19 protein-coding genes and 11 pseudogenes are annotated in these 26,312 nt (G+C 69.6%); 12 read left to right on the forward strand and 18 right to left on the reverse strand.

What is annotated here, in order from left to right:
* Window positions 1-148 precede the first annotated feature (148 nt).
* The 4 genes and pseudogenes from ACIP4X_RS34585 to ACIP4X_RS34600 all read left to right on the forward strand — a co-directional run.
* Window positions 149-697, forward strand: coding sequence for a hypothetical protein (locus tag ACIP4X_RS34585; protein ID WP_401352296.1), 549 nt, complete (start codon window positions 149-151; stop codon window positions 695-697).
* A 32-nt stretch (window positions 698-729) separates the two neighbouring features.
* Window positions 730-1,022 (forward strand): annotated as a pseudogene (locus ACIP4X_RS34590) (SulP family inorganic anion transporter); the annotation flags it as partial.
* A gap of 620 nt (window positions 1,023-1,642) precedes the next feature.
* Window positions 1,643-1,849, forward strand: a pseudogene (locus ACIP4X_RS34595) (hypothetical protein); the annotation flags it as partial.
* Between the two features lie 153 nt (window positions 1,850-2,002).
* Window positions 2,003-2,416: pseudogene (locus ACIP4X_RS34600) on the forward strand (hypothetical protein); the annotation flags it as partial.
* 30 nt (window positions 2,417-2,446) lie between these two features.
* On the opposite strand, the pseudogene ACIP4X_RS34605 reads toward ACIP4X_RS34600, so the two are convergent.
* The 3 genes and pseudogenes from ACIP4X_RS34605 to ACIP4X_RS34615 form a co-directional block, all read right to left on the reverse strand.
* Window positions 2,447-2,942, reverse strand: a pseudogene (locus ACIP4X_RS34605) (DUF4158 domain-containing protein).
* Between the two features lie 106 nt (window positions 2,943-3,048).
* On the reverse strand, window positions 3,049-4,968 hold the full coding sequence (gene htpG / locus ACIP4X_RS34610; RefSeq protein WP_391460289.1) for a molecular chaperone HtpG: 1,920 nt from the start codon (window positions 4,966-4,968) through the stop codon (window positions 3,049-3,051).
* Between the two features lie 129 nt (window positions 4,969-5,097).
* Complete coding sequence (locus tag ACIP4X_RS34615; protein ID WP_401352299.1) at window positions 5,098-5,748, reverse strand: type III effector protein; 651 nt, start codon at window positions 5,746-5,748, stop codon at window positions 5,098-5,100.
* 127 nt (window positions 5,749-5,875) lie between these two features.
* On the opposite strand from ACIP4X_RS34615, the gene ACIP4X_RS34620 reads away from it, so the two are divergent.
* From ACIP4X_RS34620 to ACIP4X_RS34630, 3 genes and pseudogenes are all read left to right on the forward strand, one after another.
* Window positions 5,876-6,307: an Hsp20/alpha crystallin family protein gene (locus tag ACIP4X_RS34620; RefSeq protein ID WP_358738187.1), complete on the forward strand. Its 432-nt coding sequence runs from the start codon at window positions 5,876-5,878 to the stop codon at window positions 6,305-6,307.
* Between the two features lie 99 nt (window positions 6,308-6,406).
* Window positions 6,407-6,800 (forward strand): annotated as a pseudogene (locus ACIP4X_RS34625) (DUF2267 domain-containing protein).
* A 59-nt stretch (window positions 6,801-6,859) separates the two neighbouring features.
* Window positions 6,860-7,303 (forward strand): DUF2267 domain-containing protein, encoded by a 444-nt coding sequence (locus ACIP4X_RS34630; protein ID WP_358738189.1) that lies wholly within the window; start codon window positions 6,860-6,862, stop codon window positions 7,301-7,303.
* 109 nt (window positions 7,304-7,412) lie between these two features.
* Here the strand turns inward: ACIP4X_RS34630 and ACIP4X_RS34635 are convergent.
* Window positions 7,413-7,645: pseudogene (locus ACIP4X_RS34635) on the reverse strand (transposase); the annotation flags it as partial.
* A gap of 169 nt (window positions 7,646-7,814) precedes the next feature.
* Here ACIP4X_RS34635 and ACIP4X_RS34640 point away from each other — a divergent pair.
* Window positions 7,815-8,465: pseudogene (locus ACIP4X_RS34640) on the forward strand (IS5 family transposase); the annotation flags it as partial.
* On the opposite strand, the gene ACIP4X_RS34645 reads toward ACIP4X_RS34640, so the two are convergent.
* The 4 genes from ACIP4X_RS34645 to ACIP4X_RS34660 form a co-directional block, all read right to left on the reverse strand.
* On the reverse strand, window positions 8,414-9,250 hold the full coding sequence (locus ACIP4X_RS34645; RefSeq protein WP_401352303.1) for a DUF4158 domain-containing protein: 837 nt from the start codon (window positions 9,248-9,250) through the stop codon (window positions 8,414-8,416). The pseudogene ACIP4X_RS34640 and the gene ACIP4X_RS34645 overlap by 52 nt on opposite strands.
* A gap of 331 nt (window positions 9,251-9,581) precedes the next feature.
* Window positions 9,582-9,917 (reverse strand): STAS domain-containing protein, encoded by a 336-nt coding sequence (locus ACIP4X_RS34650; RefSeq protein WP_358735454.1) that lies wholly within the window; start codon window positions 9,915-9,917, stop codon window positions 9,582-9,584.
* Complete coding sequence (locus ACIP4X_RS34655; protein WP_358735456.1) at window positions 9,914-11,203, reverse strand: SpoIIE family protein phosphatase; 1,290 nt, start codon at window positions 11,201-11,203, stop codon at window positions 9,914-9,916. The genes ACIP4X_RS34650 and ACIP4X_RS34655 overlap by 4 nt, the downstream gene beginning before the upstream one ends.
* Window positions 11,203-12,006: an alpha/beta hydrolase gene (locus ACIP4X_RS34660; RefSeq protein ID WP_358735458.1), complete on the reverse strand. Its 804-nt coding sequence runs from the start codon at window positions 12,004-12,006 to the stop codon at window positions 11,203-11,205. The genes ACIP4X_RS34655 and ACIP4X_RS34660 overlap by 1 nt, the downstream gene beginning before the upstream one ends.
* Before the next feature lie 27 nt (window positions 12,007-12,033).
* Between ACIP4X_RS34660 and ACIP4X_RS34665 the strand changes: the two are divergent.
* Window positions 12,034-12,640 (forward strand): annotated as a pseudogene (locus ACIP4X_RS34665) (family 65 glycosyl hydrolase); the annotation flags it as partial.
* A 142-nt stretch (window positions 12,641-12,782) separates the two neighbouring features.
* Here the strand turns inward: ACIP4X_RS34665 and ACIP4X_RS34670 are convergent.
* The 10 genes and pseudogenes from ACIP4X_RS34670 to ACIP4X_RS34715 form a co-directional block, all read right to left on the reverse strand.
* Window positions 12,783-13,289 (reverse strand): class I SAM-dependent methyltransferase, encoded by a 507-nt coding sequence (locus ACIP4X_RS34670; protein WP_401352323.1) that lies wholly within the window; start codon window positions 13,287-13,289, stop codon window positions 12,783-12,785.
* Complete coding sequence (locus ACIP4X_RS34675) at window positions 13,244-13,372, reverse strand: hypothetical protein (RefSeq protein WP_401352307.1); 129 nt, start codon at window positions 13,370-13,372, stop codon at window positions 13,244-13,246. The genes ACIP4X_RS34670 and ACIP4X_RS34675 overlap by 46 nt, the downstream gene beginning before the upstream one ends.
* A 408-nt stretch (window positions 13,373-13,780) precedes the next feature.
* Window positions 13,781-14,362, reverse strand: coding sequence for a Uma2 family endonuclease (locus ACIP4X_RS34680; protein WP_401352309.1), 582 nt, complete (start codon window positions 14,360-14,362; stop codon window positions 13,781-13,783).
* Between the two features lie 37 nt (window positions 14,363-14,399).
* Window positions 14,400-15,674, reverse strand: coding sequence for an SWIM zinc finger family protein (locus tag ACIP4X_RS34685; RefSeq protein WP_401352310.1), 1,275 nt, complete (start codon window positions 15,672-15,674; stop codon window positions 14,400-14,402).
* Window positions 15,671-18,607, reverse strand: coding sequence for a DEAD/DEAH box helicase (locus ACIP4X_RS34690; protein ID WP_401352312.1), 2,937 nt, complete (start codon window positions 18,605-18,607; stop codon window positions 15,671-15,673). Before ACIP4X_RS34690 ends, ACIP4X_RS34685 begins: the two co-directional genes overlap by 4 nt.
* Window positions 18,604-20,850 carry a plasmid pRiA4b ORF-3 family protein gene (locus ACIP4X_RS34695; RefSeq protein ID WP_358735464.1) on the reverse strand — a complete coding sequence of 749 codons (2,247 nt, stop codon included), beginning with the start codon at window positions 20,848-20,850 and terminating at the stop codon, window positions 18,604-18,606. The genes ACIP4X_RS34690 and ACIP4X_RS34695 overlap by 4 nt, the downstream gene beginning before the upstream one ends.
* 263 nt (window positions 20,851-21,113) lie before the next feature.
* Window positions 21,114-21,551: pseudogene (locus tag ACIP4X_RS34700) on the reverse strand (DDE-type integrase/transposase/recombinase); the annotation flags it as partial.
* Window positions 21,552-21,567: 16 nt separating this feature from the next.
* A pseudogene (locus tag ACIP4X_RS34705) lies at window positions 21,568-21,669 on the reverse strand (IS481 family transposase); the annotation flags it as partial.
* 150 nt (window positions 21,670-21,819) lie between these two features.
* Window positions 21,820-22,341, reverse strand: coding sequence for a hypothetical protein (locus ACIP4X_RS34710; RefSeq protein ID WP_358735468.1), 522 nt, complete (start codon window positions 22,339-22,341; stop codon window positions 21,820-21,822).
* A gap of 41 nt (window positions 22,342-22,382) precedes the next feature.
* Window positions 22,383-22,838 (reverse strand): hypothetical protein, encoded by a 456-nt coding sequence (locus ACIP4X_RS34715; protein ID WP_401352316.1) that lies wholly within the window; start codon window positions 22,836-22,838, stop codon window positions 22,383-22,385.
* A gap of 204 nt (window positions 22,839-23,042) precedes the next feature.
* On the opposite strand from ACIP4X_RS34715, the pseudogene ACIP4X_RS34720 reads away from it, so the two are divergent.
* The 3 genes and pseudogenes from ACIP4X_RS34720 to ACIP4X_RS34730 all read left to right on the forward strand — a co-directional run.
* Window positions 23,043-23,141: pseudogene (locus tag ACIP4X_RS34720) on the forward strand (AAA family ATPase); the annotation flags it as partial.
* A 159-nt stretch (window positions 23,142-23,300) separates the two neighbouring features.
* Window positions 23,301-24,218 (forward strand): cellulose-binding protein, encoded by a 918-nt coding sequence (locus ACIP4X_RS34725; RefSeq protein ID WP_358735470.1) that lies wholly within the window; start codon window positions 23,301-23,303, stop codon window positions 24,216-24,218.
* 598 nt (window positions 24,219-24,816) lie between these two features.
* Window positions 24,817-26,097, forward strand: a complete 1,281-nt coding sequence (locus tag ACIP4X_RS34730) for an MFS transporter (protein ID WP_358735472.1) — start codon at window positions 24,817-24,819, stop codon at window positions 26,095-26,097.
* Window positions 26,098-26,312: the final 215 nt, after the last annotated feature.

Raw genomic sequence — 26,312 nt, forward strand, 5'->3', positions numbered from 1 at the left:
GCGATCCGCCGCGACTCGGGCGCGGGCAGTCGTTTCAGGCGTTGGCCCGCGTCAGCCTGGAGCACTTCAGGACCCCTATTGGGGTGGGCCGGCGCGGTTCCACGTAACACTGAGCGCGCTCGTGATCGTTGAGCAGGTCATGCGAAACATGATCAAGAATTTGACGCTCGGTGCGGCGCTCGCGGGCATCGTCGTCCTGCCCGGAGCCACAGCGTCTGCCACGGCGGCCCCCGCGAAGCATCTCGTCACCGATGCCAGCCTCAGCGCTCCGGCTCACCGCACGCTCGCCGGCAACGGCCGCCTGACCAACCGACAGGCCCTCGCACGGCTCGCCGCCGCCGGCATCAGGCACCCCGTCGGCCGCACCTCCCTCGAAGGCGTCCGCACCCGCACCATCCAAGGAGTCATCGCGCTCAAGAAGGCCAGCCACTGCACGATCATCATCACCGGTGGCACCGAATCCGGTCACAGCACCGGCCGCAACTCCAACCACACCCACGCCAACGGATACAAGCTCGACCTGCGCACCCGCGACGAGGGGGGTTGCGTCACCAGGTGGATCAAGAAAACCCAGCGCAAGGGCAAGCCGCGCGGCCACGACCCCCGCTGGTACGGCAACCTCGCCGGCATCTCGCTCGAGTACGTCTACGAAACCCCCAAGCGCGGCGCCACCCACTGGGACATCACCTTCGTCTGACACCTCGTACGGGGGGCGGGCCAGCGTCGGGGATCAGCGGCATTATCGGCGGCCTGATCACCAGCATGTTGCCCGGCAGCAGCCCGCTGGTCAACGGTCCTGCCGCCGGGCTCACCGTTCTGGGGTTCACCGCCGTCAGGGAGTACGGTCTGCCGACCCTCGCGGTGTCGTCCTCGCCTCTGGTCTCTCATCCAACTCGCCCTGGGAGCTCTTGGGGCGCCTGTTCCTTCGATCTCGCTGGCCGTGGTCCACGGCATGCCCGCGGGAATCGGGTCTGGTCATGATCGCCGGACAGTTGTATGCGCTCGCCGACAGCAAGGCGCCCGACACCACGAAGTTCGGGCCGGTCGATCCCTCGATCTTCGTGGCCGACGAGGACGAGGAAGGGGCCGAGTGAGCTCCAGTCCCGCCCTGCCCGCGGAGATCAGGTGGGCGCCGCGACCGATGCTGCGACTGGTCCACCCGGTCCTCGCCGACGGGACGGCCGCGGCCGGCAGCAGTCTGTCGTCGGTGGTGGTGTGCCAGACCAGCCCGGCCATGGTGCGCCGTCAGGTGACGGCGAGCTGCGCGGTGTACCTCGCGTGGGACAGCCGCCGCGGGTGCCGGTACGTGGGCAGCGTGTGCCGTCAGGGCTCGAGTGCGGTCGGCGACCGGCTGGCCGAGCACCCGCCGGGCGCGAGGGCCTGGGAGCAGACCGGGGCTACTCGAAGCTGTCGCCGAAGGGGACGAGGACGCAACTGCCAGCCCTTTCTGCTCATCCAGCTCGGGACCGGCGGCGTTCGCATTGACGGCCACCCGGGCAGCCGCTCTACCCATCCGGAGATGCCGCGCTACTGCACCCTGGAGATCCTGGCCCGCCTGACCAACTGCTGGAACTCCGGTCCTGTGGAAGGCCGGGTCAACCACATCAAGATGATCAAGCGCCGGATGTTCGGCCGGGCCAAGCCCCGGCCGCGACGTCCCCTGGCAGCGCGGCTCGTCCCCGGCCCGTGCGTGCGCTGGCAGCTCAACTACCGCTTCAGCAGTGCACTGGGGATCCGGGACTGGTCGTACTGGCTGGACACGTTCAACATCGCCTACGGCCCGGTGAACGCGGATGTGTTCCTGTCCACGCCCACCGTGTTCATCGACGAACAGGGACCGCTCCGCTGACGACGTTGTGAACGAAATCGGGTGGGGTGCCTTGATCGAGGCCCGTGGCTTCTGGTGCTCACGCAACGTCCAGTGTCTGGGGCGGTGGCGGGGCACTGAGGCCCGGTGGCTACTCGCGTCTCTCCGTCGATCTGGAGTGGAGGGGAGCAGACTGTGCGTAACGCCGCCGTGACGCCCGAGGGCGGCCAGATCCGCTGGGTTGAGCTGCCGGGACAGGAGCCGTCCCGCGTCTACGTCCCTGGTCCGGGCGCCACGTCGCCGGCCTACTTCGCGGAGGTTGCGGTCGTCCTGGTCGACGTCAACCTTGACCCGATCCCGCCCGCACCCGGCTCCGCAGGCAGCAGTGGCATCGCCGCGTACTCCGAGGAGGAGTTCCTGGCGGGCGGTTGGGAGGAGGTCCGAGACCGGGCCGGCTCCCACTGGTGGTCCACGATGCGTCTGGCAGGCCGGGAGGCCCTGCATCGCAGCGCGGTGCACCTCACCCGCGGCACTGCCCCCACCATGCGTGAGCTTCTGCGGGACCTGAAAATCCCCAGCACCTACCTGCTACCCAAGACCGACGGACCGCGGTGAACGCGCCCAAGGGTGGCCAGGCGCCTATCTCCTCGCAGGCCGGAGACGGCCGATCCAGGCCCGCTGGTAGAGCCAGCGGGCGAACTTGGTGTACCCGTAGCCGGAGCGGATCTGCTCCTGGTGGTCCCAGCGGGCCTCGCTGCTGCCGTGCCCGGCGACCGCGGCCAGCTCCAGGCCGAGCTGCTCGGCGACGTAGGCAACCACCACGGCGGGCACCTCTTCGGGGTTGTTCAGGAAGGTACCCAGGTAGCGGATGGTTGAGCTGAACGGCCCAGCCGATCCGGTTCCGCGCGCCACGGGCGGCCATCGCCCTGCGGCGCGCGGTCTGGTCCAGCAGGAAGGACCCGGCGAGCTGTCTCTCGTCCGGGTCCTCAGTGAAGTGGCCGAAGCGCCTGCGCTGTTCCTCGCTCAAGAAGTCGGTGGGCAACGCCCGCTCCTTGATCGTCGGCGTGATTCGCGCGCGACGGTGCCCGGTGATCTGGCAGAACGTCAGGCGGTCTCCCATTTCAGCCCAAGACATCACCCCGTCTGGTGGATGGGCGGCCCGAACGTATCCGGGGTGTGCGGGTGGCGAGGTCGGGGTGGGTGCGGCCGGGCGCTTCCGCTGTGCCGGGCCGCACCCGTGGTTACAGAGTCCGGGTCAGGCGGTCGGTGAGCAGTCGGGTGAAGCGGGCCGGGTCGGGCAGGTCGCCGCCTTCGGCGAGCAGCGCGCTGCCGTATATCAGCTCGGCGGTCTCCGCCAGTGCGGAGTCGTCGGCGCCTGCGTCGTGTGCTGTGCGCAGGGCGGTGATGAGCGGGTGTACGGGGTTGAGTTCCAGGATCCGCTTGACCGGGGGTATCTGCTGTCCCATTGCCCGGTACATCTTCTCCAGGGTCGGCGTCACGTCGTGGGCGTCGCCGACAATGCATGCCGCCGAGGTCGTCAGGCGTGACGACAGGCGGACCTGCTTGACCTGCTCGGACAGGGTGGTGGTCAGCCACGGCAGCAGGGCAGCGAAGTCCTGCTCGCGCTGGGCCTTCTCGGCGTCGGTTTCCTGGTCGCCGTCGGCGGACTCGGCGAGATCGACCTGACCCTTGGCGATGGACTGCAGGCGGTGGCCGTCGAAGGCCGGGACCCGGTCCACCCACACCTCGTCGATCGGGTCGGTGAGGATCAGAACCTCGTACCCCTTGGCGGCGAAGGCTTCCATGTGCGGGGAGTTCTCGACCATCGCGCGGGTCTCGCCGGTCAGGTAGTAGATGGTGTCCTGGCCGTCCTTCATGCGCTCGACGTACTCGCGCAGCGTGGTGGTCTTCTCCGGGTCGTGCGTGGAGGCGGCCGACACCAGCTCCAGCAGGGCCTCGGTGTTGTCCGTGTCCTCGACCAGGCCTTCCTTCAGCGCCCGGCCGAACTGGGCCCATACCTTCGCGTAGCGCTCGGCGTCCTTGGACTGCATGTCCTTGATCGCGCCGAGGACCTTCTTGACCAGGCGCCGGCGTACCCCGCGGATCTGTCGGTCGTGCTGGAGGATCTCGCGGGAGACGTTCAGCGACAGGTCGTGAGCGTCCACGACACCCTTGACGAAGCGCAGGTAGTTGGGCATGAGCGCTTCGCAGTCGTCCATGATGAACACCCGCTTGACGTACAGCTGCACGCCGGGCTTGGTCTCGCGGGAGAACAGGTCGAAGGGTGCCTGTGAGGGGATGAACAGCAGTGCCTCGTACTCGAAAGTGCCTTCGGCGCGCATGTGGATCGTCTCGGCCGGTGCCAGCCAGTCGTGGCTGATCTGCTGGTAGAACTCGTTGTACTCGTCCTCGGTCACCTCGCTGCGCGGCCGGGCCCACAGCGCCTTCATCGAGTTGAGCGTGTCGATGTCGCGGGTGGTCTCGCCCTCGGCGTCGGTGCGCTCGGTGGCCATCCGGATCGGCCAGCGGATGAAGTCCGAGTACCGCTTGACGATCTGGCGGATCTTTGATTCGGAGAGGTAGTCGGCGAGCCCGTCCTCGCTGTCGGCGGGCTTGAGGTGCAGGGTGACCGAGGTGCCCACCTCCAGGCCGTCGACGGCCTGGAGGTCGTAGGTGCCCTCGCCGTCGGACTGCCACTGGATGCCGGAGTCGGTGCCGGCCCGCCGGGTGCGCAAGGTTACCTTGTCGGCAACCATGAACGCCGAGTAGAAGCCGACGCCGAACTGCCCGATCAGGCTCTCGGCGGTGGCGGCGTCCTTGGACTCCTTGATCTTCTCCAGCAGGCCGGCGGTGCCGGACTTGGCGATGGTGCCGATCAGCTCCACGAGATCGTCCCGGGTCATGCCGATCCCGTTGTCACGGATGGTCAGTGTGCGGGCGTCCTTGTCGGCCTCCAACCAGATGTGCAGGTCGGTGGCGTCGATCTCGGCGAGGCTGGAGTCGGTCAGCGATTCGAGCCGCAGCTTGTCCAAGGCGTCGGAGGCGTTCGAGATCAGCTCGCGCAGGAAGATGTCCTTGTTCGAGTAGATCGAGTGAATCACCAGTCGGAGCAACTGGCGGGTCTCCGCCTGGAATTCCAGTGTCTCGACACTGCTGCCCATGTGGGTCTCTTTCTGTGGGAACGTCATGAACGGACTTGGACTCGGGCCGAGACGGACCGTTGCCCGCCGTCGGCGTGGTTCGGGGTGGGCCGGACCGCATCCGCATGTGGTGACTCTGTGTGGCGGGAGTCAGCCATCGTCAGCGGCTGTTGTCGTGCGCCGGCCTTCGAGCGCGTCCAGGGATTCGACGAGGCCGGTGTGGCGGGCATCGAGGTAGGGACGCATGCCGGCCAGGGGTGCAATGAGCTCGGCGGCGTCGGCGGCACCGAGAGCGGCATGCAGGGCGGCCTGGGCTGAGCGCGCTTCGGGCCCGAGGTGGGCGAGCGCGGTGATCTGTCCGGCGAGGCGGCGCAGGTCGGCGGCGTTGGCGCGGGCCCAGGTGGTGGTGGCGCGTTCGGCGGCCCTGGCCTGGCGGGTGGCCGTCACGCGCTGCTCGCCGGTGGTGCCGGCGGCGCCGGGGCGGCCGCGCAGGTAGCGACGTTCGGCGGCTTGGCGGCTGGCGACGCCGAGGGGGCCAGCGAGGTCGGCCCAGCTGGCGCCCGCGTCGCGGGCGATTTCGATCAGGCCGGTCTCCCAGCCGGCGAGTTGCTCGCGCACCTGCCGCAGCAACATCAGGGAGGCCAGCGCCTGCTCGGGACCGGGCCCGGCGGCGTCGGGGGTCTCGTGCTGGGCTTCGCGCAGCGCGTCGTCTATGGCGGCAAGGGCCGCCGCCGCGGCGAGGAAGGAGGCCGGGCTGTGGGCGTCGGTACTGGTCGTGGACGGCTGGTCGGCTGCGGTCACGGGCACCTCCCTCGGGTGGTCATCGGCTCGACGACATCGTGTTTGTCATCCATTGGATGACATGTTACAACGGTGTCAGTGCAGCGCATTGGCAGCAACTGCTCGAACCTGCTGGAGGTGTTTCACGATGTTGATGCGCACTGACCCCTTCCGTGAGCTGGACCGGATGGCGCAGCAGCTGATGGGCCCGGGCACCTGGTCGAAGCCGTCGGTGATGCCGATGGACGCCTACCGCGAGGGTGACAAGTATGTGGTGGCCTTCGACATCCCCGGCGTGACCGCAGACGCGATCGACATCGACGTAGAGCGGAACATGCTGACCGTCAAGGCCGAGCGGCGGCCGGTGGCGAAGGCCGACGACGTGAAGGTGGAGCTGTCCGAGCGGCCGCTGGGCGTCTTCTCCCGCCAGATCGTGCTCGCCGACACCCTGGACACCGAGCGCATCCAGGCCGACTACGACGCCGGTGTGCTCACCCTGCGCATTCCGATCGCCGAGCGCGCCAAGCCCCGCAAGATCTCCATCGGCGTCGGCTCCGGCCGCAAGGAGATCTCCGGCTGACTCCCGTCCGGACCGGTGCGGAGGACGGGCACCTGATCTCCCCCTTTCCGCCCTCCGCACCCCCGTGGAGAGCCCGACGACAAGAAGGGGTGGCGGCCGATGACCTTGCGACACGAAGCGTTCCTCGACCGCGTGCCTGAGCGCGGTGAATACGACACCGCGGAGGAAGCCGAGCGTGCGGCCCGCGTGCTGCTCGCCCTGCTCGGCGCACATGGTCGACGAGGTCCGCGACCAGCTCGCGGCACGTCTGCCGGAGGGCTTCGCCCTGATCCTGCTCAACCCGCTGCAGAGCGCCGAGCCGCTGCCCCCGGAGCGGTTCGTCCGCGCGACTGCCGCGTGGATCGAGGACGCCACCGAGCAGACCGCGACCTGGGACGTCAGCGCCGTGCTGTCCACCGTCGCCGACACGGCAGGCGAGGACCTCATGGGGCACATCCTGCTCCAGCTCCCCGCTGGCTACGACCTTCTCTTCGGCCGCCCCCAGCCCACCTGACCCAGACCGGGGGTGCCGTACCCGGCACCCCCATGACTCCGTGAAAGGCATTCACCGCAGTGATCTCCGACGCGCGCGTACCGCTTGAGCACCAGCAGCCGTACTCGACGACGTACGAGCAGATGCTGGAGAAGGTCCGCTACGAGGGCGCCTACCCCACCTGCGAGCGGGCCGACGAAGCCGTCCGCCTGGTCCTCGCGGGGCTCGGGCGTCAGCTGACCGGTGACGAACGCGTCGACCTGGCTCGGCGCCTGCCCCTGGAGGCCGCGCGCGTGCTGACCGCGCAGATCCCCGACACCCAGCCGCTGACCGGATGGGCCTTCGTCAAGGACCTCGCCGCCCGCTCCGGCGCCTCCCTGGCCACCACCCGCTGGGACACCGGCTCCGTCCTCGCCGCCGTCACAGCCCACGCCGGCCCCGACCTGATCACCCGCATCCTCCACCAACTCCCCACCGGCTGGGCCCTGCTGTTCGGCCAAGCAGAACTCACCCCCGCCGCGTAGACGGCGAGATGCGCCGTCGATCGCATCTGAGGGCTGCCGGTTGGTGGGTGCCGTAGAGCACTCCTGCGTGGGCGGTGGCGAGGAAGCGGGCAGCGGCGATCAGGAACACGTCGGCGCCGCACCCCGGGTCGAGGGCATCGGTCTTGGCCTCACCGGGGTAAAGGTCGGCGATCCGCCGCATCGTCAGCCCGGGCAGATGGGCAACCGGACAGCCCATGTCCCTTGCACCGCCAGCGGCAGGGCGCCGATCGAGGCCGGCTGGTCCACCACGACCAGCACCGTTCCGTGCTTCGCCTGGAGTTTCGCGAACAGCTCGCGAAGCCTGGGCTTGCCATTGGGCAGGCGCACTGGCCGTCCGAGTTCACGGTACGAGCAGGCCGGGTCATACCTGTCGCAGCACGGGGACTACGCCCTCGCGACGGCGCTGACCCGTCCCCGCCAAGTGCTTGGACCGTGTCCTACGTGGTGAGGCGGTCGTTGGTCTGTTCATGGGGCGGGTACGTGGAGTTGGATTGTTCCGTACGGACTGTGGGAGATCGCGAAGCCGCTGATCCCGCCGTCGAAGGTCCGTCCCCAGGGCGGCGGGACGCAGGACACGCCTGATGAGACGCTGTTCGCGGCGATCGTCTACGTGCTGGTCAGCGGCTGCGCCTGGCGAGCCTTGCCACCCTGCTTCGGCATATCGAAGTCGACCGCCCACCGCCGGTTCCTGAACTGGTCGAGGGCCGGCGTCTGGGGTCGACGCACGAAGCCGTGCTGCACCGGCTCGACGACGCCGGCTTCATCGACGTCACCCGCGTCGTCCTCGACACCGCCCACGTCAGGGCCAAAAAAGGGGACGCACACACAGGTCCGAGCCCTGTGGACCGAGGTAGGCCGGGCTCCAGGATGCTCGTCCTGTCGGACGCGAACGGACTGCCCCTCCTCGTCGCCGTCTCGGCCGACAACACCCAAGACAGCGAGGGGCTGAGGCCCATGGTCGCCGGTCACCAAACGAGACACGCCCCCCACCTCGGCCGGTACTTCAAGCCCCAGCGGCCGCATGCGAACAAGGCCTACGACCGCGCCGACCTGCGCAGTGAGCCCTCGCTACGAGCGCAATCCCCGCAACTACCTGGCATTTATCGGACTCGCGGCCTTGCGCAGCTGCGGCAGGGCCTTGAGCTTGGCGTCGTTGCCCATTCGCTCCGCTTTCGCCAGCAGCTTGGTGGCCGTCAACGCGTGCAGCAGATCGAGAGCGTCGTCGACCGTCGCGGTCTCCAAGTGCCGCACGGTCGCGAGCAGGGTGGCAGTCTGCCTCGTGACTTCCAGCCGCTTCAGCGTCGGCGCCTTCGAGGTCAGCCCGTACCGGGCCAGCCCGCTCATCCGCGCGGCCGGGACCCGCCCGACGTCGACCGCGCCGGCGCCCAGGCCCCGTACCTCGCGGGCGCGGTCCAGGGCCAGTTCCATAGCCTTGCCCGACACCCGCATCGAGCCCAGCCGCAGCCGCTCCAGCTCCGATACCCGCTTCTTCTCCGGCACTTCGAGCAGCCGGATCATCTCAGTGCGCAGGTCGTAAGGCACCGCCTCGTACAGCGCCGCGTGCGGCCGATCGTTCTCCTCCTGGCGGACTGTGGCCACCATCCGGGCCGGCGTCGTGACGCCAGGCAGCAGCACCCGATGGTTCACCAGCCGCACCACCGCCCGGTCGAACAACGCGCGCGGCCCCTCCAGCGACGACCACACCCGCGCCGCCAGGAACTCCCGCAGCTCCGCCTCACCCGCGGCGAAGTCCCGGTAGCCGTACTCGTCGCGGATCTCCCACGCGTGCTCGTACGCCGTCTGCGAGCGCGTCCCGTACTCGGCGAAGTGCTCGTCGTCGATGCCGAGTTGCTCGGCGACCAACCTCACCACGGCGACCGGGACCGCCGTGGGACCCTCGGTCAGGAAGGTGTCGAGCATCCGCACTGTGCCCCAACTGCACCGCCCACCCGAGCCTCGTCGCCGGACGCCGCTTCGCCCGCGCCAGGCCCAGGGCCCTTCGTGTCCAGGCGGAAGAACTGTTCCAGCTCCCCGGGCGACGGTTCCGTGGCGAACCGGTCGTAGCGGGTCTCTTGGTCAGCAGACAGGTACTCAACAGGCATGACGAGGACCGTAGAGCCCGTTGACCAGGCAAAAACGGGCACGTCACCGAACCGAATCAAGATCGTTCCGCTACTGCTGATTCCCGTTCGGACACTCCCCGAGGGCCAATTCTGGCCATGCCGTTCCGTCGCCGCGCGGAGAGCACACTGCGTCCTCAGAAACGGAGGGTGTTGCTGTCGCGGTAGATGGGCAAGATCTGGTCGAGGCCAACGATGCGCAGGGTGTGCAGGGTGTGCAGGGGTACAGCTGCGAGTGCGAAGTTCGCTTGGGCGGCGTGGGCATGATTGTGGGCGGCGATGAGGGCGCTGAGGCCGCTGGAGTCGCAGAACTCCAGACCGCCCAGGTCCAGGATGAGGCGCTGGCCCGGTCGAAGGGTGATGGTGGGAATCAGTTCACGTAGTTGCGTGGCGCTGTCGTAGTCGAGCTCGCCGAAAATCTCCAGAACGGGACCGGTGGCAGCGTCTCGGGTGGTGATTTTCAGTGGGCTCATCGGGCGCTTCTCTTCGGGGGGTTGGGGGCTGGGACACCGAGGGCGAGCAGTGCGGTGTCGTCGTCGAGGCCGTCACCGAAGCTGTGCAGCAGGTCGGTCAGGGCCTGGATCGAAACGGGCGGGGGCTGGCCGGCGTGGGCGGCGGTGAAGGCGAGCAGGGCCTCGTCCCCGTACAGGCTGGTGCGGTCTTCGCCGGTGCGGGCCTCGGTGATGCCGTCGGTGTAGAGCAGGAGCATGTCGCCGGGTGCGAGCACGGTCGTGGTGGCCGTGAAGCGCGCGGAGGGCAGGATGCCGACGAGGAGGCCACCGGGAGTAGGAAGGAAGTCGGCGGCGCCGTCGGCACGCACGGCGATGGCCGGAGGGTGGCCGCCCGAGGCCAGGTGGACGGCGACCTGCCCGGTATCGGGGTCGGGCTCGAGGGTGCCGAAGATGGCGGTGCAGTAGCGCGGGTTGCCGCTGCCGGCATACCGCTCGTGGAGCACCTTGTTGAGGGTGGTCAGAGCGGAGACGGGGTCGGGGTCGTGCAGGACGGCGGCGCGCAGGGTGTAGCGGGTCAGTGAGGTGAGCGCGGCGGCCTGGGGGCCCTTGCCGCACACGTCACCGAGGAAGAAGCCGAAACGCTTCCCGTCGATAGGGAAGACGTCGTAGAAGTCGCCGCCGAGCCGGTCGGGATGGGCGGTGTGATAGTAGGCGGCCGTCTCCACCCCGGGGACCTTCGGGAGGGTGTCGGGCAGCAGTGACTGCTGGAGGACGGCGAGGGCGTCCTGCAGCCGGGCGCGGTCGGCTTCCGCCTGTCTGCGTGCTTCTTCGGCCGCCTTCCGGCCGCGCAGGAGTTCCTCTTCGTAGGCGCGGCGGTCCCGGGCGTCGAAGACGGTGGTGCGGATCAACAGGGGCTCGCCGGTGTCGCCATGCTTGATCACGGAGGAGACCAGCACCGGCATCCGGCCGCCGTCCGCCTGGTTGATCTCCAGGGCGATGCCGCTGATCTCACCCTGCATGCGCAGCAACGGCGCGAAGTGCGTCTCGTGATACAGCTTGCCGCCCACGGTCAGCAGGTCGGTGAACCGTTTCCGCCCCACCACCGCCTCCCGCTCGATGCCGAGCCAGGTCAGCAGCGTGGTGTTGATCTTCGCGATGGTGCCGTCCATCAGCGTGGACAGGTACCCGCACGGTGCGCTCTCGTACAGTTCCTCGGCGCTGTCCTCCAACAGCGCGGCAAACGCCGGGCTGGAGGTCTTCTCGTCGCCGGCCTCGTGCGGGTCGGGCTGCTGCCCGGTGCGGCACATCACCGCAGAGCCGCCAGGAACTCCATGATCGCCTGGTTGGTGGCCTCGGGCGCGGACAGATGCGGGCAATGCCCGGTCGCATCCAGCGTGACCAGCGTCGAGCCGGAAATCGCCTGGTGGACGAAGGCACCCACCTCTCGGGGGGCTATCACGTCCTGAGTGCACTCCAGCACCAGAGTAGGCGCCCCCACGCTCTTCAGGTCGTCCCGCGAGTCCGACAGGAACGTGGTCCGGGCGAAGACACGCGCCATGTCCGGGTCGGTGGCGCAGAAGCTGTTCTTCAGCTCCTCGCCCAGTTCCGGCCGGTCTGCGTTGCCCATGATCACCGGGGCCGTCGCCGCCGACCAGCCCAGATAGTTCGACTCCAGTGACGCCAGCAATTCGTCGATGTCGTCGGCGCTGAAACCGCCGTGGTAGCCCTCGTCGTCGATGTATCGCGGAGACGGAGCGACCATCACGTGCGCCCCGATGCGTTCCGGAGCCATGCCTGCCGCAAGCACGCCGATCATCGCGCTGACGGAATGGCCCACGAACACCGCGTCGTACAGATCGAGCGCCTCGCACACCTCGACCACGTCCTGGGCGTAACCGGTCAGTGACGCGTAGCGGTCCTCCGAGAACGCGGCCGCATCCGAGCGGCCGGAGCCAACGTAGTCGAAAAGCACCACCCGGTACTCCTCGACCAAGGCAGGCAGTGTCAGCCGCCACATGTTCTGATCGCAGCCGAACCCATGGGCCAGCACCACCGCCCGGCCCTGCGGGTTGCCGGTGACGGTGACGTTATTCCTGCGGGCGACATCCATGCCCGCCAGTCTCTCAGGACCCGGCCAGTGGTCCGATTCGACCCCAGATCCTCCACGTTCCGCCCAAGCCCTTCACGCCGGGCCTTGGATGTGCTGGCACAGAGCGAGTCGCTGTTCGCCCTGTCCAACGGATACATCGGCTGGCGAGGCAACCTGGAGGGGGGCGAGCCGCACGGCCTGCCCGGCTGTTACGTCAACGGCGTCTACGAACTGAATCCGTTGCCGTACGCGGAGGCGGGCTACGGGTATCCGGAGTCCGGGCAGACGCTTATCAACGTCACCGACGGCAAGCTCATCCGCCTCATGGTCGACGACGAGCAGTTGGATCTACGGCACGGGCAGACCCACTCCCATGAGCGGGTACTCGATCTACGAAGCGGCCTGTTGCACCGTACACGCGAGTGGACCTCACCCGTGGGCAAGACCGTCCGCATCCGCTCCACTCGTCTCGTTTCCTTCACTCATCGGGTGATCGCCGCGATCGCTTACGAGGTGCAGCCACTGGACGACGAGGTCCAACTCGTCATCCAGTCCGAACTCGTCGCCAATGAACCTGTGCCCCATCTCAGCGGCGACCCCCCGGGCCGCCGCGGCCCTGGAATCCCCGCTGCAGCCCGAGGAGCACTCCGCCCGGGGCTACACCTCGCCCGCGCCCTCGCTGCTCAGAGCGACCGGAGAGCGAATGGCGCGCTGTGCCGGTGCCCTTGCCGCGGCGGAGAAACGCCTGGGTGACGCCGGTGCCGACCGGCCCGACCAAGGTGCGTATCGAGTCGTGATCAATGGGCGCCTCGGGTGAGGTCTTTGATCCAGATCATCGAGGCGCGCAGGTGGAGGCCGGGAACGGTCGGCCGGCTCACCGGCGCTCTCACCTGTTCTCGACCGGTCGAAGCGGCGGCAGGGCGAAGCCTGTCTTTCAAAGCGACGGTCAGCCTGGCGACAGCGTTGACGGGCACGGCCGTCAGGCTCCAAGCCCAGTCGAGGCGGGTCTTCTCCGGATAGCAGCCCAAGATCACGAGGACGCCGCCGGGCGCGAGTGCGTCACGCAGTGCGGCGACGGTGTCGAACGGCATGTGGTGGATGCTGGCGAGGCACGAGATGAAGTCGTAGAGAGCCCTCGGCAGTTCGACTGCGGTGACGTTCGCGTGCTGGAAGCGCGGGCCCCGGTCACCGGCTATCCGCCCCGACAGCGCGCGGGCCTCCGCGATCGCCTCCTCCGACGGGTCGATCGCATCGGCCTCTATGCCCAGGTGAGCGAGCCGACGAGCGAACCGGCCGGTCCACAGCCGACGTCCAGGGCCGCACCGCAGTTCCGCGGCACCTGGCGCAACAGCAGACGGTGATAGTGGTCGTTGTGATCAAAGGGCATGGCCCGACCCTGCCACAGCGAACGTGCACGGCCCGGCTGTTTCACCACCAAGACCCAGGCAGTGAGCTGCATCTGCATCACACCGGCGGGGCTGGAATGCAACACGCGCTGCTGTCACCGTCGCGAACGCGGTTCCGACAGCGGACCTGCTCAATGGCCACACGAAGTCATCCGCACACGGCCTCTGCGGACACAAGGCGGACTCTGGCCTGGTTCATCGCCCTCCAGGCGTGATCGCCGCGGCCCTGGCGTTCCGCACCGCTGCGTCCACTTTTTCGAACGCTACCAGCGAGTCCGGCTTCGAGCGGAAGCGGAGAGCGAGCAAGCCCTCGCCCGCGGCGAACACCTGATGACCGCCACGAACACGCCGACCTCACCGGCCCCACCGCCTACGTCACCTGCGTCTGATCAGCGGACGAGACAGCGCAAGTCGAGGTCGATACCGAAAGGGACTGCTGTCTTCAAGCGATCGCGACTGATACCGATGGCGACGTAGGCGCGGGTGGTGTCGTCCAGTTCGTACGTGTGGATAACGGGGAGACCGTTTTCCTCCTCGACACGCCAGTAGTGCGGAATACCTGCCTGCGCGTACTTGAACGGCTTCAGTGACCGGTCGCGGTCGGCGGACTCGTCTGAGACGACTTCGATGGCGAGGGCAACCTGGTCGGGGAGGTAGCGCGTACGGTTCGGGTCGTATGGGACCGTGACAGCAAGGACGTCAGGCTCGGGCCGGTTCTTGTCGTTCAGCTTGACTGTCATTTCCCGGTCGATCTCGAATCCCTCGGGAGCCTGATCGTCCAGTGCGGTCGTAAGCCGGGTGACGACGCGGGCGTGCCAGGACCGCTGTGGGGACATCATGAAGATCAGCGCTCCATCGATCAGCTCGGTGTGCCGTGGGAGGTCGGGTGCGTTGTCGAGGTCGTCGGCCTCCCACCCACTCGGCCGGGGCGGCAGCATCCAGGGCGGGAGTGCGTCCCATGCGGTCGTCATCGTGTCCTCCTTCGGGCGCCCCGGCCAGCTTAGTCCGTCAGTTTCGCGTGGCGGCGATGCGGGCTGCGACGAGAGCGGCGACGGGGTCGGCTGTGGCGGGGGCGCAGGGCCACCAGTCGGCGGCGGTGCCTCGGTCTTCGCGGGTGTAGGGGTGCCAGCGGTTGTCGGGGCCGAAGCGGATCTGGATGCCTTCGTTGTCGACGGTGAGGCGGTTGCGCCAGACGCGCAGCCGGACCCTTCGGGCGGCGTCCGTACCGTCGTCGCTGTCGGGGTCCAAGAGGGCGGTGCGGGCGGCGGCCATGGCGGCGGGGTCGGGGGCGAGGGGCGCGCGGGCGACGGCGAGGCCGGCGGGACCGCCGTGCCGCAGGGCGCGGACCAGGCGGGCGAAGTCGAGCGGGGCCAGGCCTGTGGCGCGTACGAGTTGGTGGAACCAGTCCTCGCTGACGCCTGTCGCGGCGAGGCGTACCGCGTCCTCGACGGGGGCGCAGGTGAGCGAGGCGGCGTGTCCGGCGGCGAGGCTGCGGGCGCGCTGGGCGGTGTCGCGGGTCAGCGCTTCGAGGTCGTCGAGGGTGAAGGGGGTGCCGGGTGGGGGCTCTGTGGTGAGCGGGGTAAGGGCGGTGTCGGGTTCGCCGGGCACGGTATCGGCCGTCTCGAAGTTGGGCGGTGTGAAGGTGCCGTTCCAGGCGGCGAAGGCGTCGCGGGCGGGAACACCCTCGCCGCGGGGTGCGTCGCCGGTCGTGGACGCGGTGCCGGTGAGCATCTGGCGGCGGGTGCGCAGCGCGGTCAGGACGGTGTCCTTGGTGCGGCCGCGGAGGGTGAAGAGCCAGAAGGGGTCGTCATCGAGGTGGACGGCGGTGGCGTAGCACAGGGCGGCGGCGTGCTTGCAGGGGTAGCCCCAGTCGGGGCAGGAGCACTCCGGGTCGAGTTCGCTCGGCTCGGGCAGCAGGGGGACGCGGGCGGTGCGGGCGTCGTCGACGAGATCGGCGGGCATCTCGCCGTCGAGGAGGGCGGCGGTGCGGCCGACCTGGGCTGCGATGGCGTCGAGGAGGGTGTCCCACTGGGCGTCGGTGAGGACGCGCAGGTGCACCGCGGCGTCGTACGGCCACGGGTTGCTGCCCTCGACCTCGGCGCGCAGCATACCGGGGGTGACGGTGACCGGGCCTACCATTCCCTTGCGGGCGTAGGTGCGGCCGCGGGAGAGGCGGCCGGCGTCGAGGGTGGAGGCCTCCAGGGCGTCCACCCAGGCCTGGCCCCACCAGGTGGTGGCGAAGGCGCGGGTGCCGGTGCGGGGTGCCTTGCGGGCGGGGGTCATGCCTCGAACTCCTTGGAGAGTGCGACGAGGTCGGCGAGGTCGGCGTCGGAGAGTTCAGTCAGGGCGGCCTCACCGGAGGCGATGACCTGGTCCGCGAGGGCGCGCTTGGCACCGAGCAGGCGGGCGACCTTGTCCTCGACGGTGCCCTGGGTGGTGAGGCGGTGGACCTGGACGGGGCGGTCCTGGCCGATGCGGTAGGCGCGGTCGGTGGCCTGGTCCTCGACGGCGGGGTTCCACCAGCGGTCGTAGTGGATCACGTGGGTGGCGCGTGTGAGGTTGAGGCCGGTGCCGGCGGCCTTCAGGGAGAGCAGGAAGACGGGGAACTCGCCCTGCTGGAAGGCGGCGACCATCTCATCGCGCCGGGGGACGGCGGTGGCGCCGTGCAGGTAGCGGGCGCGGACACCGCGGTCGGCGAAGTGCCGCTCCAGGAGCTTGCCCATCTGCGTGTACTGCGTGAAGACCAGAGCGCCGTCGCCTTCGGCCACCACCGTGTCGAGCAGTTCGTCGAGGAGCTCCAGCTTGCCGGAGCGGCCGGGCAGCGGGCCGGCCTCGCGCAAGTAGTGGGCGGGGTGGTTGCAGATCTGTTTGAGCGCGGTGAGGAGTTTGAGTACCAGGCCACGGCGGGCGATGCCGTCCGCCTTCTCGATCTGGGCCATGGCCTCGCGCACCTGCGCCTCGTACAGGGCGGCCTGCTCACGGGTGAGGCTGACGGGGTGGTCGGTCTCGGTCTTGGCCGGGAGCTCGGGGGCGATCCCGGGGTCGGACTTGCGGCGGCGCAGCAGGAACGGGCGGGTGAGCCGGGTGAGGTGCTCGGCGGCCTGCCGGGCCTGTTCGGCGGTCTCCGCGTCGTCGTCCATGCTCAGCGCGCCGCGCTCGATGGCTCTGGCGAAACGGTCCCGGAAGGCGGGCAGCGGGCCGAGCAGGCCGGGGGTGGTCCAGTCGAGCAGTGCCCACAGCTCGGAGAGGTTGTTCTCCACCGGGGTGCCGGTGAGCGCGACGCGGGCGCGGGCGGGCAGGGCGCGCAGTTCGCGGGCGGTGGTGGCGTACGGGTTCTTGACGTGCTGGGCCTCGTCGGCGGCGACGAGCGACCACTTCACGGCGGCGAGCCGCTCCCGGTCGCGACGCAGCACACCGTAGGTGACCAGGACGAGTTCGTTCCCAGCGAGGTGGTCCAGGGTACGCTCGCCGCCGTGGTAGCGGCGAACCGGCACGGCGGGGGCGAAGCGGGCGGCCTCACGCTGCCAGTTGCCGAGCAGCGAGGCCGGGCAGACCACGAGGGTGGGACCCGCGGTGTCGGGCTGCTCCTGGCGGTGCAGGTGGAGGGCGAGCAGGGTGACGGTCTTGCCGAGGCCCATGTCGTCGGCGAGGACCCCGCCCAGCGTGAGGCGGGTCATGTCCGCCAGCCAGGCAAGGCCCCGCTGCTGGTAGCCGCGCAGGGTGGCGGTCAGGCCCTCCGGCGCCCGGACGGAGGTACGGCCCTCGGGGTCGCGCAGCCTGACCACCAGCTCACCGAAGGTGCCGGCCGCCTCGACCGCGACACGCTCGCCCTCCCACTCCACCTCCCCGGTCAGCGCCGCTTGGAGCGCGTCCAGTGGGGCGAGTTCGCGGCTGCGCCGCAGCTTGAGGCGGGCCACCAGCTTCGGGTCGGCGACGACCCACTGGTCGCGCAGCTTGACCAGCGGACGGCGAGCCTCGGCGAGCAGGTCGAGTTCGGCTTCGGTGAGCTTCTCGCCGCCGAGCGCGACATGCCAGGAGAAGTCGAGCAGGGCATCGCGGCCCAGCAGAGTGTCCACGGTCGCGCCGGGAGCGGTGGCCGCCCCGATCTCCGCGCGCATCTCAAGGGCCTTGACCAGCTCGCGTGGCCAGTGCACGCGCACGCCCGCCGTGCGCAGTGCACCGGTGGCGTCCCCCAGCAGGTCCATGGCCTCCTCGTCGTCGAGCCGGAGCGAGCTGGGGGCGGCCTCGGCGAGCAGGCGGGTCAGCGGCTGCCAGGCGCGGGCTGCGCGGCGCAGCGCGAGCAGCGCCTCGGCCTCGGCGTGCGGGCCGAGCAGGCGCTGTGCGCGGTGCGGGTCGGCCCACAGCTCGGCGGCGTCCAGAACCAGGGACGGATCGGCCGCGGTGCGCAGTTGAAGCACGGCCCGGAAGGCGCGGCGCCGCCCGACCGGGGGCTCCACCCTCAGTTCCACACTCACCTGCGCGGCCCGCTCGGCAGCGGCCTCGACCGCCCACTCGACCAGGCCCGGATGCAGGGCGGTGGCCCGGTCGGCGTACGGGTTGCCGGGCACGGCCCAGCCGGTTGCCGGGGTGCGCGGCAGGGTGTCGGCGAGGGCATCACAGAATTCCCGTACCAAGGTGGCCGGTTCGGCGATGCGCACCATCCGGTCGTCCGCCACGGGCGCGGGGAGGTTGTGGGCGTAAGGGGGCAGCGCGGCCGCCAGCGCGTCCAGGTCCCGCTTGCCACGCGCGCCTGGCGGCCCGAAGCGCCAGGTGGTGTAGGTGTCGGAGGTCAGCGCCGGATACAGACGCCCCTCGCCGAGCAGGTCCAGGGCACGGCGGGCGACGGCCGCCCACGCGGCGAGCGAGGGATGGACACCGGAGGCGGGCAGGTCGAGCAGAAGGGCGAGGGTGACGTCCGGGGAGAGCGCCCACCCCTCGACAGTGCGGGTGCGCACCCCGCCGCCGTGCGGCAGGACCAGCGGCAGGCGGACCCGCCCCACAGCCTCCGGGGCCACGGCCTGGGCGGGCACGCGGCGGGCCTCGGCGGCAGGCCGGTAGAGCACCAGATGGCCCAGCCTGGCAGGCTGTCCCGGCTCGGCCGGCACGAACACTGCGGCCCATGCGCCAGCGGCGAGGTGCTCGCGCGCCCAGGCGACGGCGGAGGGATCGGCGAGGGGCGAGGCCGCAGCGCCGATCTCCCTGACAAGCAGGCTCACGTGGCGCTCCCCACCTTGAACGCGGCCTTCCGCAGCCGCTTGGCCAAGGCCTTGTCGACGGGCTTGACCGCGTCGGCCAACGCACCGAGCACCTCGCCGGCGTGCGGGTGGCCGGCCCGCCACAGGTCGTCGGCCCGCTCGGCCACCTGGTCGAGTGGGCGCGGCCCCGTCTCCGGACCTGCCAACAGCCTTTCGCGCAGCGCCTGTTCACCGCGGCGTGCGAAGGGAAGTGCGCCGTCCACGAGCATCCACTCCAAGCCCCACGCCGCCTGGCCCTCGACGGGTTCGCCAATCCGGCGCAGTATCGAGGCCGCCGCGTGCGAGCAACCCGTGACCTGCGAGACGGCCGCCTTGCGCAGCACCGCCTTCGCCCGCCCGGTGCGGTCCGCCTCCAGCACGGCGGCCAGCACCCGCGGGGCCTCAAGGCGGCGCAGCGCGTCGGCCGCCTCCGTGCCGTCGCAGGCGTCCACCACCTGCACCGCCGCGTCCGCCGCGGAGCGGCCCGCCAGCCAACCCGCCACCTCCGCCGCCGCATCCGCGTCGCCCGCATACGAGGGGAGCGCGGCCAGCAGCTCGCGGGCGTCCGCCCCGGCGAGCGAACCGATCACCGGCGCCGGGATGCCCGCTCCTGCCAGCAACTTACGCAGGCCGGAGCGGCCAAGCGGGGTGAGCTGGAAGCGGCTGGCCGGCAGCGGGTCGCGCCCACTGCCGTCGAGAAGCAGAGTGAGGGCGCCGTCCGCCAAAGTCCGGTCGTCTTCCCACTCGGCGGCGCCGAACAGCTCCAGCGTTGCGGCGGTGCCCTCGTACTGCTCGGCGAGGAGTGCCGACACCAACTGCCGGGCCGGCCCCTCGGGCAGCCCCTCCAAGCCGCCGGTCAGGTAGTCGCCTACGTCCAGCCACTCCCCGTCCGGCAGCCCGTATGCCTCGAGCAGCATCAGGAACACCAGTGGCGGTGCCTCGTCGGTCAGCGCCCGTAGCGGTGCCAGCCTGCCCAGTGGCCCCTCCAGCGCGGGAAACGTCAGGGAGATCTCGACCGCCGCGCCTGCCACCGCGCCCTGCCAGGCAGCCAGCAGCTCCGCGTCGTCGTCCGGCAGCTCCTTGCCGGCGTAGGCCCGGTTGCCCTCCACCTCGACGAAGCCGCAGTTCAGCGCCCATTCCCAGGGCAGGTTCACCAGCTCCACGTCGCCCGCGCTGCGCATGCTTGCCAACCGCGCGGTCCGATCCTCCGGATCGCCCCATCCCTCGGGGTCGATGCGCCACAGCTCGGCCTCCTCCACGGCCTGCCGGGCGAGCTTCGGCCGCAGCAACCCCTTCGGGGTCAGCTCCCGGCCGCCGCCGCACCAGTGCCCCAGTCGCATCGCTGCCATGAAGACGGGCACCTCGCGCACCGCACCAGCCAGTTCCGGCTCACCGGGCAGCCGCACGGCCGGCAGCCGCACGGCCGCGGTATGGAAGAAGTCGGACAGCGACCGCTCTTCAGCCGGACTGTCGCCGACATCGCCAGGCAGCGGATGCAGGCCGCCGCAATCGCACAGGTACATCCCCGCCGGCACCCGCCCCCCGCTCCGTTCGCCGCGGCCCGCCCCCCGCGTGCCCGCCGCCCGCCTCAGCCGGACCTCAGCAAGTGCCCGGGTGACCTCGGCAGGGCCGAAGGCGGACGGGTCGAAGTCCTCCTCGTACAGGCGGGCCAGCACCTCGTCGTGCGGTCCGTCGTACTCCACCCACTCCTCGCCGCCGTGCCGGACGACCGTGGCGCGCGGGCGCTGCCCTGCCTCGTATCGCTGCAGCAGCTCGGCCAGCCCCCACACGCCGCCGAGGTCCTCGGCGGCGGGCATGGCGCGTCGCCCGCCCGTGCACAGCGCGAACTCCCCCTCGCCCTTCATGGCGGGGCGTACCTCCTCCACCGTGATCCGGTGCAACCAGTCGTCGCCGAAGTCGTAGGTATAGTCCATGCGATCGCCGGTGCGCGGCAGGACGTCCGCGAGAGCGGCCTTCTCCTCGTCGAAGGCAGCAACGCCGAAGTCGTCCGGCGGGGCGTATCGCCCGCCCGAACGGTCCTCGAAGGCATGCAGGTGTGCGTCCTGCCAGCCGAACGCCACTTGGAGCACGTCATGCAGCGAACCCAGCGAAACATCCGAGGGCACCACAAGGCGTCTCCACATCGGCGGTTTCGTCCCCTCAAGCCGGACCTTGAGCTCGTGGACGGAGGACGCGTGCTTGCCGGAACTGCGCTGGGCGGTCATGAGCTGAGGGCTTCCCACTTGTCGTAGGCATACGGGCGGCCGCGCGCCGCGCGCCCGCCGCCGTACGCCGAATGGCTGACCCGGCCATTCTCGCAGCCTTGAACCGCCGGACCGGCCGCCCGGTTGAATCCCGCCCGGCCGTCTTGCGCGCAGCCCGCATCGTGTGCTTGGGCCTGCCGTGCCGCGGGGTGTCCCGCTGTGCGGCGAGGAGGGCGCGCGGCATTGTCACGTTGTTGGGGTGTGTGGTCGTCCGATGGGCATGGTCAGGTTGAGCGAGAGGCTTTCAGCTCTTGGCATGTCGAGGCCGTTCCGGGCCGCTCTGCCCGGTGGACGAGGTGCCCGATGGTGGCAGTGATCGTGTTCCAGATGATGAAGCGGTCCTTCATGGCGGTACGGTATTCAGGGGCGAACATCAGGTGGCGTCCGGGGCGGAAGTGCGGGGAGATCCGACTGAACGGGGCCAGGAAGCGCTGCGCCCCACCGACGGAGCGGAAGCCCTTCATCGCGCGTTCGCGTTGCCTTGTCGGCTGGTGGGAGTTCTCCGCCCGGTTGTTCAACCCCTTGTGCGCGCGATGTTCCACCGAGGCATCCAGCCAGCGGCGGACCGTCTTGGGGCTGCACCTCAACTCATCGACGATGGCCGGGACTCGCTGTCCGGACCAGCTCAGCTCGACCGTCCGAGCCCGCACCATCAGATCACGCGGCGCCTTGAGCGTGGTGGACCCGCTGCCAGAAGCCGTTGGTCTCCTTGTTCTCGTCGGCGAACATCTCGCTGTAGGCCAGGCGGGAGTGGTCGTCGACGGCGGTGTGCAGGTAGCTTTAGCCGGTGCCGGAACGGGTCTTGCGGCCTGCGGCACTAGGTGTTCTGTCCACGGAGGTTGTAGTGGGCGGCGTCGGGGACAGAGACATGCGCGGCCCACAGGTCGTATCCGGTGAACAGGTCGAGATCGAACTGGGCGGCCAGTGACATCAGTTCGCTGCGCCCGGTGTCGTCGACGCAGCCTGGTTGGCGTCGCGCCACTCACCGGAGGCGTCGTGGACGTACTTCTCTTCAGCGAGGCCGAGTAGAGTTCGCCACCACCAGCGGCGCCGAGGCGCGCATGACCAGTTCCGTGTGACCGTCCCGCGCCTGCGCACGGTTGACCAGCTTGTCCCCGCCCTTGGCACCGTCGGTCGCCACGGTGACCTTGAACTGCTGCTGCGCCCCCGGGCCAACGCCGGACCGATCACCCGCACCGCCGTCGCACCCGGCGTGAAGGCCTGCGACCACCCCGCCGAGTTCCCGGAGACTGTCCCGGCCGCGCCGTTGGACTTGTGCTCGGGGTCGTCCGACAGGGACTTCGGATCGGCGGTGGTGTAGTAGACCTTCGCGCCGGACAGGGCGCTCACCGACTTCAGCGCGCAGGAGCCGGAGTAGGAAGTTCCCCGCCCGTCGCCCTGGTAGGGCAGGATGTCGATGGTGTCCGTGAAGTCCTTGCGGCACCGGGTCATAGGACCGCAGCGTCACCGTCCAGGGCCCCTCCCCCTTGCCATCACCCTTGACGTTCGGGATGTACGCCGCGTCCGCCCGTCTTGGCGATCGTGGTGTATCCGCTTGTCGAGACCGTCACCTGTGCCGTCGCCGGGCCGTTGGTGATCCCGCCGAACGAGGCCGTCGCCGAGTTGGTCAGCACCTGACCTGCGCGCACCGCACTTGTCGCCGCTGCCTGGTGGGTGAGTGCATGGCTCGCGTTGGTGGCGACACCGTCGAGTGTCCAGGTCAGCACCTGCTGACCCGATCCATTGGTCGTCACCGCGGGTGCGGGAGCGGAGGACCCCGGAACGTACGTCATCCCTGCCGGGAGGGTGTCGACGATTTTGAAGCCGTCCACCGTCTCAGGGATCGCCCCCGCTCCGTTCGCCGAATAGTCCAGCGTATAGGCCGCTGGGACGCCCGGCGTGACGACGGCGCGGTCGACCGACTTGGTGAGCGCCGGCGACGCCGTCACGACTCGGAGCACGTCACGGAAGCCGGTGGTGCACGGGTACCGAAGACCGGGTGTGTTCAGGATGCAGCCCGTCCCGTTCCACCAGTCGTTGAGTGGAGCATCCAAAACGCCGGGTTGTACGGGCAGACTGGCCGAGTTTCCGGTTCGGGGATGCTCCGGCGTGCTGCCAGGGCGGTCGCCTGGCCATGGCCAGCCTGTGAGCTCTTCCTCGCCGAGTTGCTGATGGCCGAGTGCGACGACCGGGGCCGCCACCGCTCGGAACGGCGGTTCAAGGCAGCCGGCTTCGACGCGAGAAGGTGCTTATGTCCCTGCAGTGACTGAAAGGTTACATAACAAGCTGAGGCTGGGTGATTACTCAGCGAATCTTTCTGATAAAAAGAATCATCCAGTGACTGGACTCAGCGGGTTGCTGGCGAGTCGTGCTGAAGCCGAGTTTCCCCACTCATTCTCCACAGGAACTCCATGACTGAAACCTCCCTCCCCTCACTATTTGACCTCGTGCGTCGCGGCTACGACCGCAATCAAGTCGACAGCCGGGTCAACGAGCTTGTCGGTGACCGCAACAAGGCCCTCTCTCGCATAACCGCACTGGAACAACGTATCCAGGAGCTACTGGCAGAGACGGAGTACCCCCAAGCGCAGGGCAGCGACGCCGAACCCTCGTATGCGCCCCTAGGTCCACGCATCGAAGAGATCCTTCGTCTCGCTGAGGAAGAAGCCGAGGAGCTGGGCTGCGCGGCCCGCGAGGCCGCCGATCACGAGTATGAGAGGGCCGTGGCGGCGGCCGACCGTCTGCGGGCAGACGCCGCCACGTTCGCGGCCGACCTCAAAGCCGAAAACGACCGACAGTCCATGCAATTGGTCGAGAACGCCCAGGCGCGGGCCGCCGAACTGCGCGCTGAGGCAAACAAACACGCGGCAGCCGTCCGGGAGGAAGCAGACGCTTTCTTCGAAGGCACCCGCACCCGCGCCGCCCATGCCGCAGCGGATTTCGAAGCAGGTCTCGCCAAGCGACGCGACCAAGCCGAACGCGACCTGGCCTCACGTCGGGCGAAAGTCGAAGCACGACTCACGGAAATCGAGCACCGCGCCGAACAAATGCGCCTGGAAGCCGAGAAGCTACGGAGGGACGCCGAGCGCCGCGCCAACGAGACCGAGCAAACAGCGCAACACCAGGCCGACGACATCCTCACCGAGGCGAACAACAAGGCCGACCGAATGCGCAGTGAGTTGGAACGAGAACTCGCTGCTTTGGCCATCCGCCGCGAGAGCATCAGCGCACAACTGACCAATATCCGCGCCATGCTCGCCACCCTTACAGGCAGCACAGCAACTTCAGCCCTTGCGTTCGATGACGAAAGAACATCCACTGCACCTTGACCCCGTATCGTGTCGACGGCGGCTGAATCCTGACCCACTTCGGGCGGTCGAAATCTGACCCTTCGCCGAAGGCCTCTCCCCAGCGTCCGAAGGGCTTGTTGCGTCGAGATATCGAGGCACGAGGGTTCGCCGGTTCCGAAGGAGTTCGCTCAGACGGCTCGCTTGTCACGCCAGTGATCCGCTCCCAGGCAGTGAAGCGGACGGTCATTCCGGCTTACTGGTGGAACTGCGGCGACCGGTGTTCCCTGAGCGCGGTGCGCTCGGGCGGATCTCGGGGTGCCGACGAGCCGCAGCCGTGCAGGCAGGACACCCACTTCCACGGCTGGGCGTGGGGCTCGGATAGTCGCCGCCTGCACTCCGGTATAGGTACGCGGGCGGCACCACGACAGGGGGCGGGCCCGTTCATCCCCGTGGCGGGCCCGCCCCCTGTTCACCTCGCAGTGTTTCGAGTGGAGTTCACGTGCGGCGTTATGTCCTGCCTATGGCTTGTCCGACTGTGGCGTCCTCCTCCGCGTGAGCGGCCTGCAACGCCTTGGCCGTCCCCTCCCCCGCTCAACGAAAGACCCCCCACGTCCGCTCAACGAAAGACCCCCACGTCGTGACCATCTCCTTACATGAGGCCCAGCCGGCCGGCCGGCACGCTGCCCTCCCCACAGGCAGCCTGTTCCGGCGCGTCTACACACCCCGCGCGTGCGACGCGCTCGCCTACTCCATGGCGACCTATGCCATGCCGCTCGTCGTGCTGGCCACCACCGGCTCCGCCTCCCTGACAGGCCTGGCCTTCGCCCTGGAATGGATACCCCGGGTCGCCGCGTTCGGCTTCGCCGGCACCCTGGTCGACCGCAGCGGCGCGGCGATCGTGTGCTTCATCGCATCGCTCGCCCGCGCCCTGCTGGTGGCAGGCGCCGCTGCCGTGCTGGTCGTCCTGCCGCCGGGCACGGCCGAGACCGTCACCGTCATGGCACTGGCCGCCGTGACCGGGGCACTGACACAGTTCAGCTTCATCGCCAACGAAGCGGTCGGCGCCGTCGTCAGCCGACAAACCCAAGGGCAGACCCACAAAGTGCAGTCGGTCCTGATCGGCATCGACCAGACGGCCACCCTCATCGGCCCCGCGCTGGGCGGCGTCCTGCTCCTCACCGGCCCGACGCGCATGCTCGCATGCCTGAGCGTGCTGTCCTTCGCCTCCGCCGCACTCGCCCTGCAGACCCCACCCACTCCCCTGCGCACCGCACGCCGTGGCGGACCAGCACCCGGCGGTGGCCTGCGGGAAGGATGGCAGACCCTGCGCGCCCTGCCATCCCTGCGCCGGCTCGTGGCCGGCCTGGCCTGCTCCAACCTCACGCTCGGGCTGCTGCAATCGGCCAGCCCCATCCTCGTGGAGGACCGCTTCGGCCACTCCCCGGCCGCCGCCGGCGCACTCTGGTCCATCGCCGCGGCCGCCACCTTGGCCGCCGTCGCCCTCTGCCGCGCCGGCCTCGACCGGCTCGGCCTGTGGGGCGTCGGCGTCATCAGCGCAACCTTCGCGGCCGCCGCATGCCTCGCCGTGCCCCAGGCCCCCTCCTACACCGGCTACGTCAGCCTCATAGCCATCTTCATGGCCGCCGACGGAGGACTCACCATCGTCCTGCGCACCCTCCGCTCGCAGGTCATCCCACCCGCCGCCTTCGGCACCACCCTCTCCCTGACCATCCTGCTCCTGCTCCTGCCCTTCCCCCTCGCAGGCATCCTGCTCGCCCTCACCCCACCGCCACACCTGAACAGCCTCATCGGAGCATGCGCCCTGCTGCAGGCACTCACCCTGCTCGCCACCTTCCTACGACTACGCAACGACCCAGCCCTCCGAGCCAGGACACCACCACCCCACAACGAAACCTGACCCGTCCATTCAGCCATCGAGGTCCAGCAGACGAGCATGTCCTGGCTCAGTAGCCGTTGTCGTACCGCTCCTGGGACTTGGTGATCGAACGGTCGTCCCGATCGGGTGGTCGTCGGGTGCCGGCGCATACGAGGAGGGCCTCCTGAACAGCTCGCTGGTGTCGAATCACCGAGCATCAGGAGGCCCTGGTGTCGCAGTCTTGCGTGCTGATGCCT

The sequence above is a fragment of the Streptomyces sp. NPDC088817 genome (genome assembly GCF_044750345.1).
GTDB lineage: Bacteria > Actinomycetota > Actinomycetes > Streptomycetales > Streptomycetaceae > Streptomyces.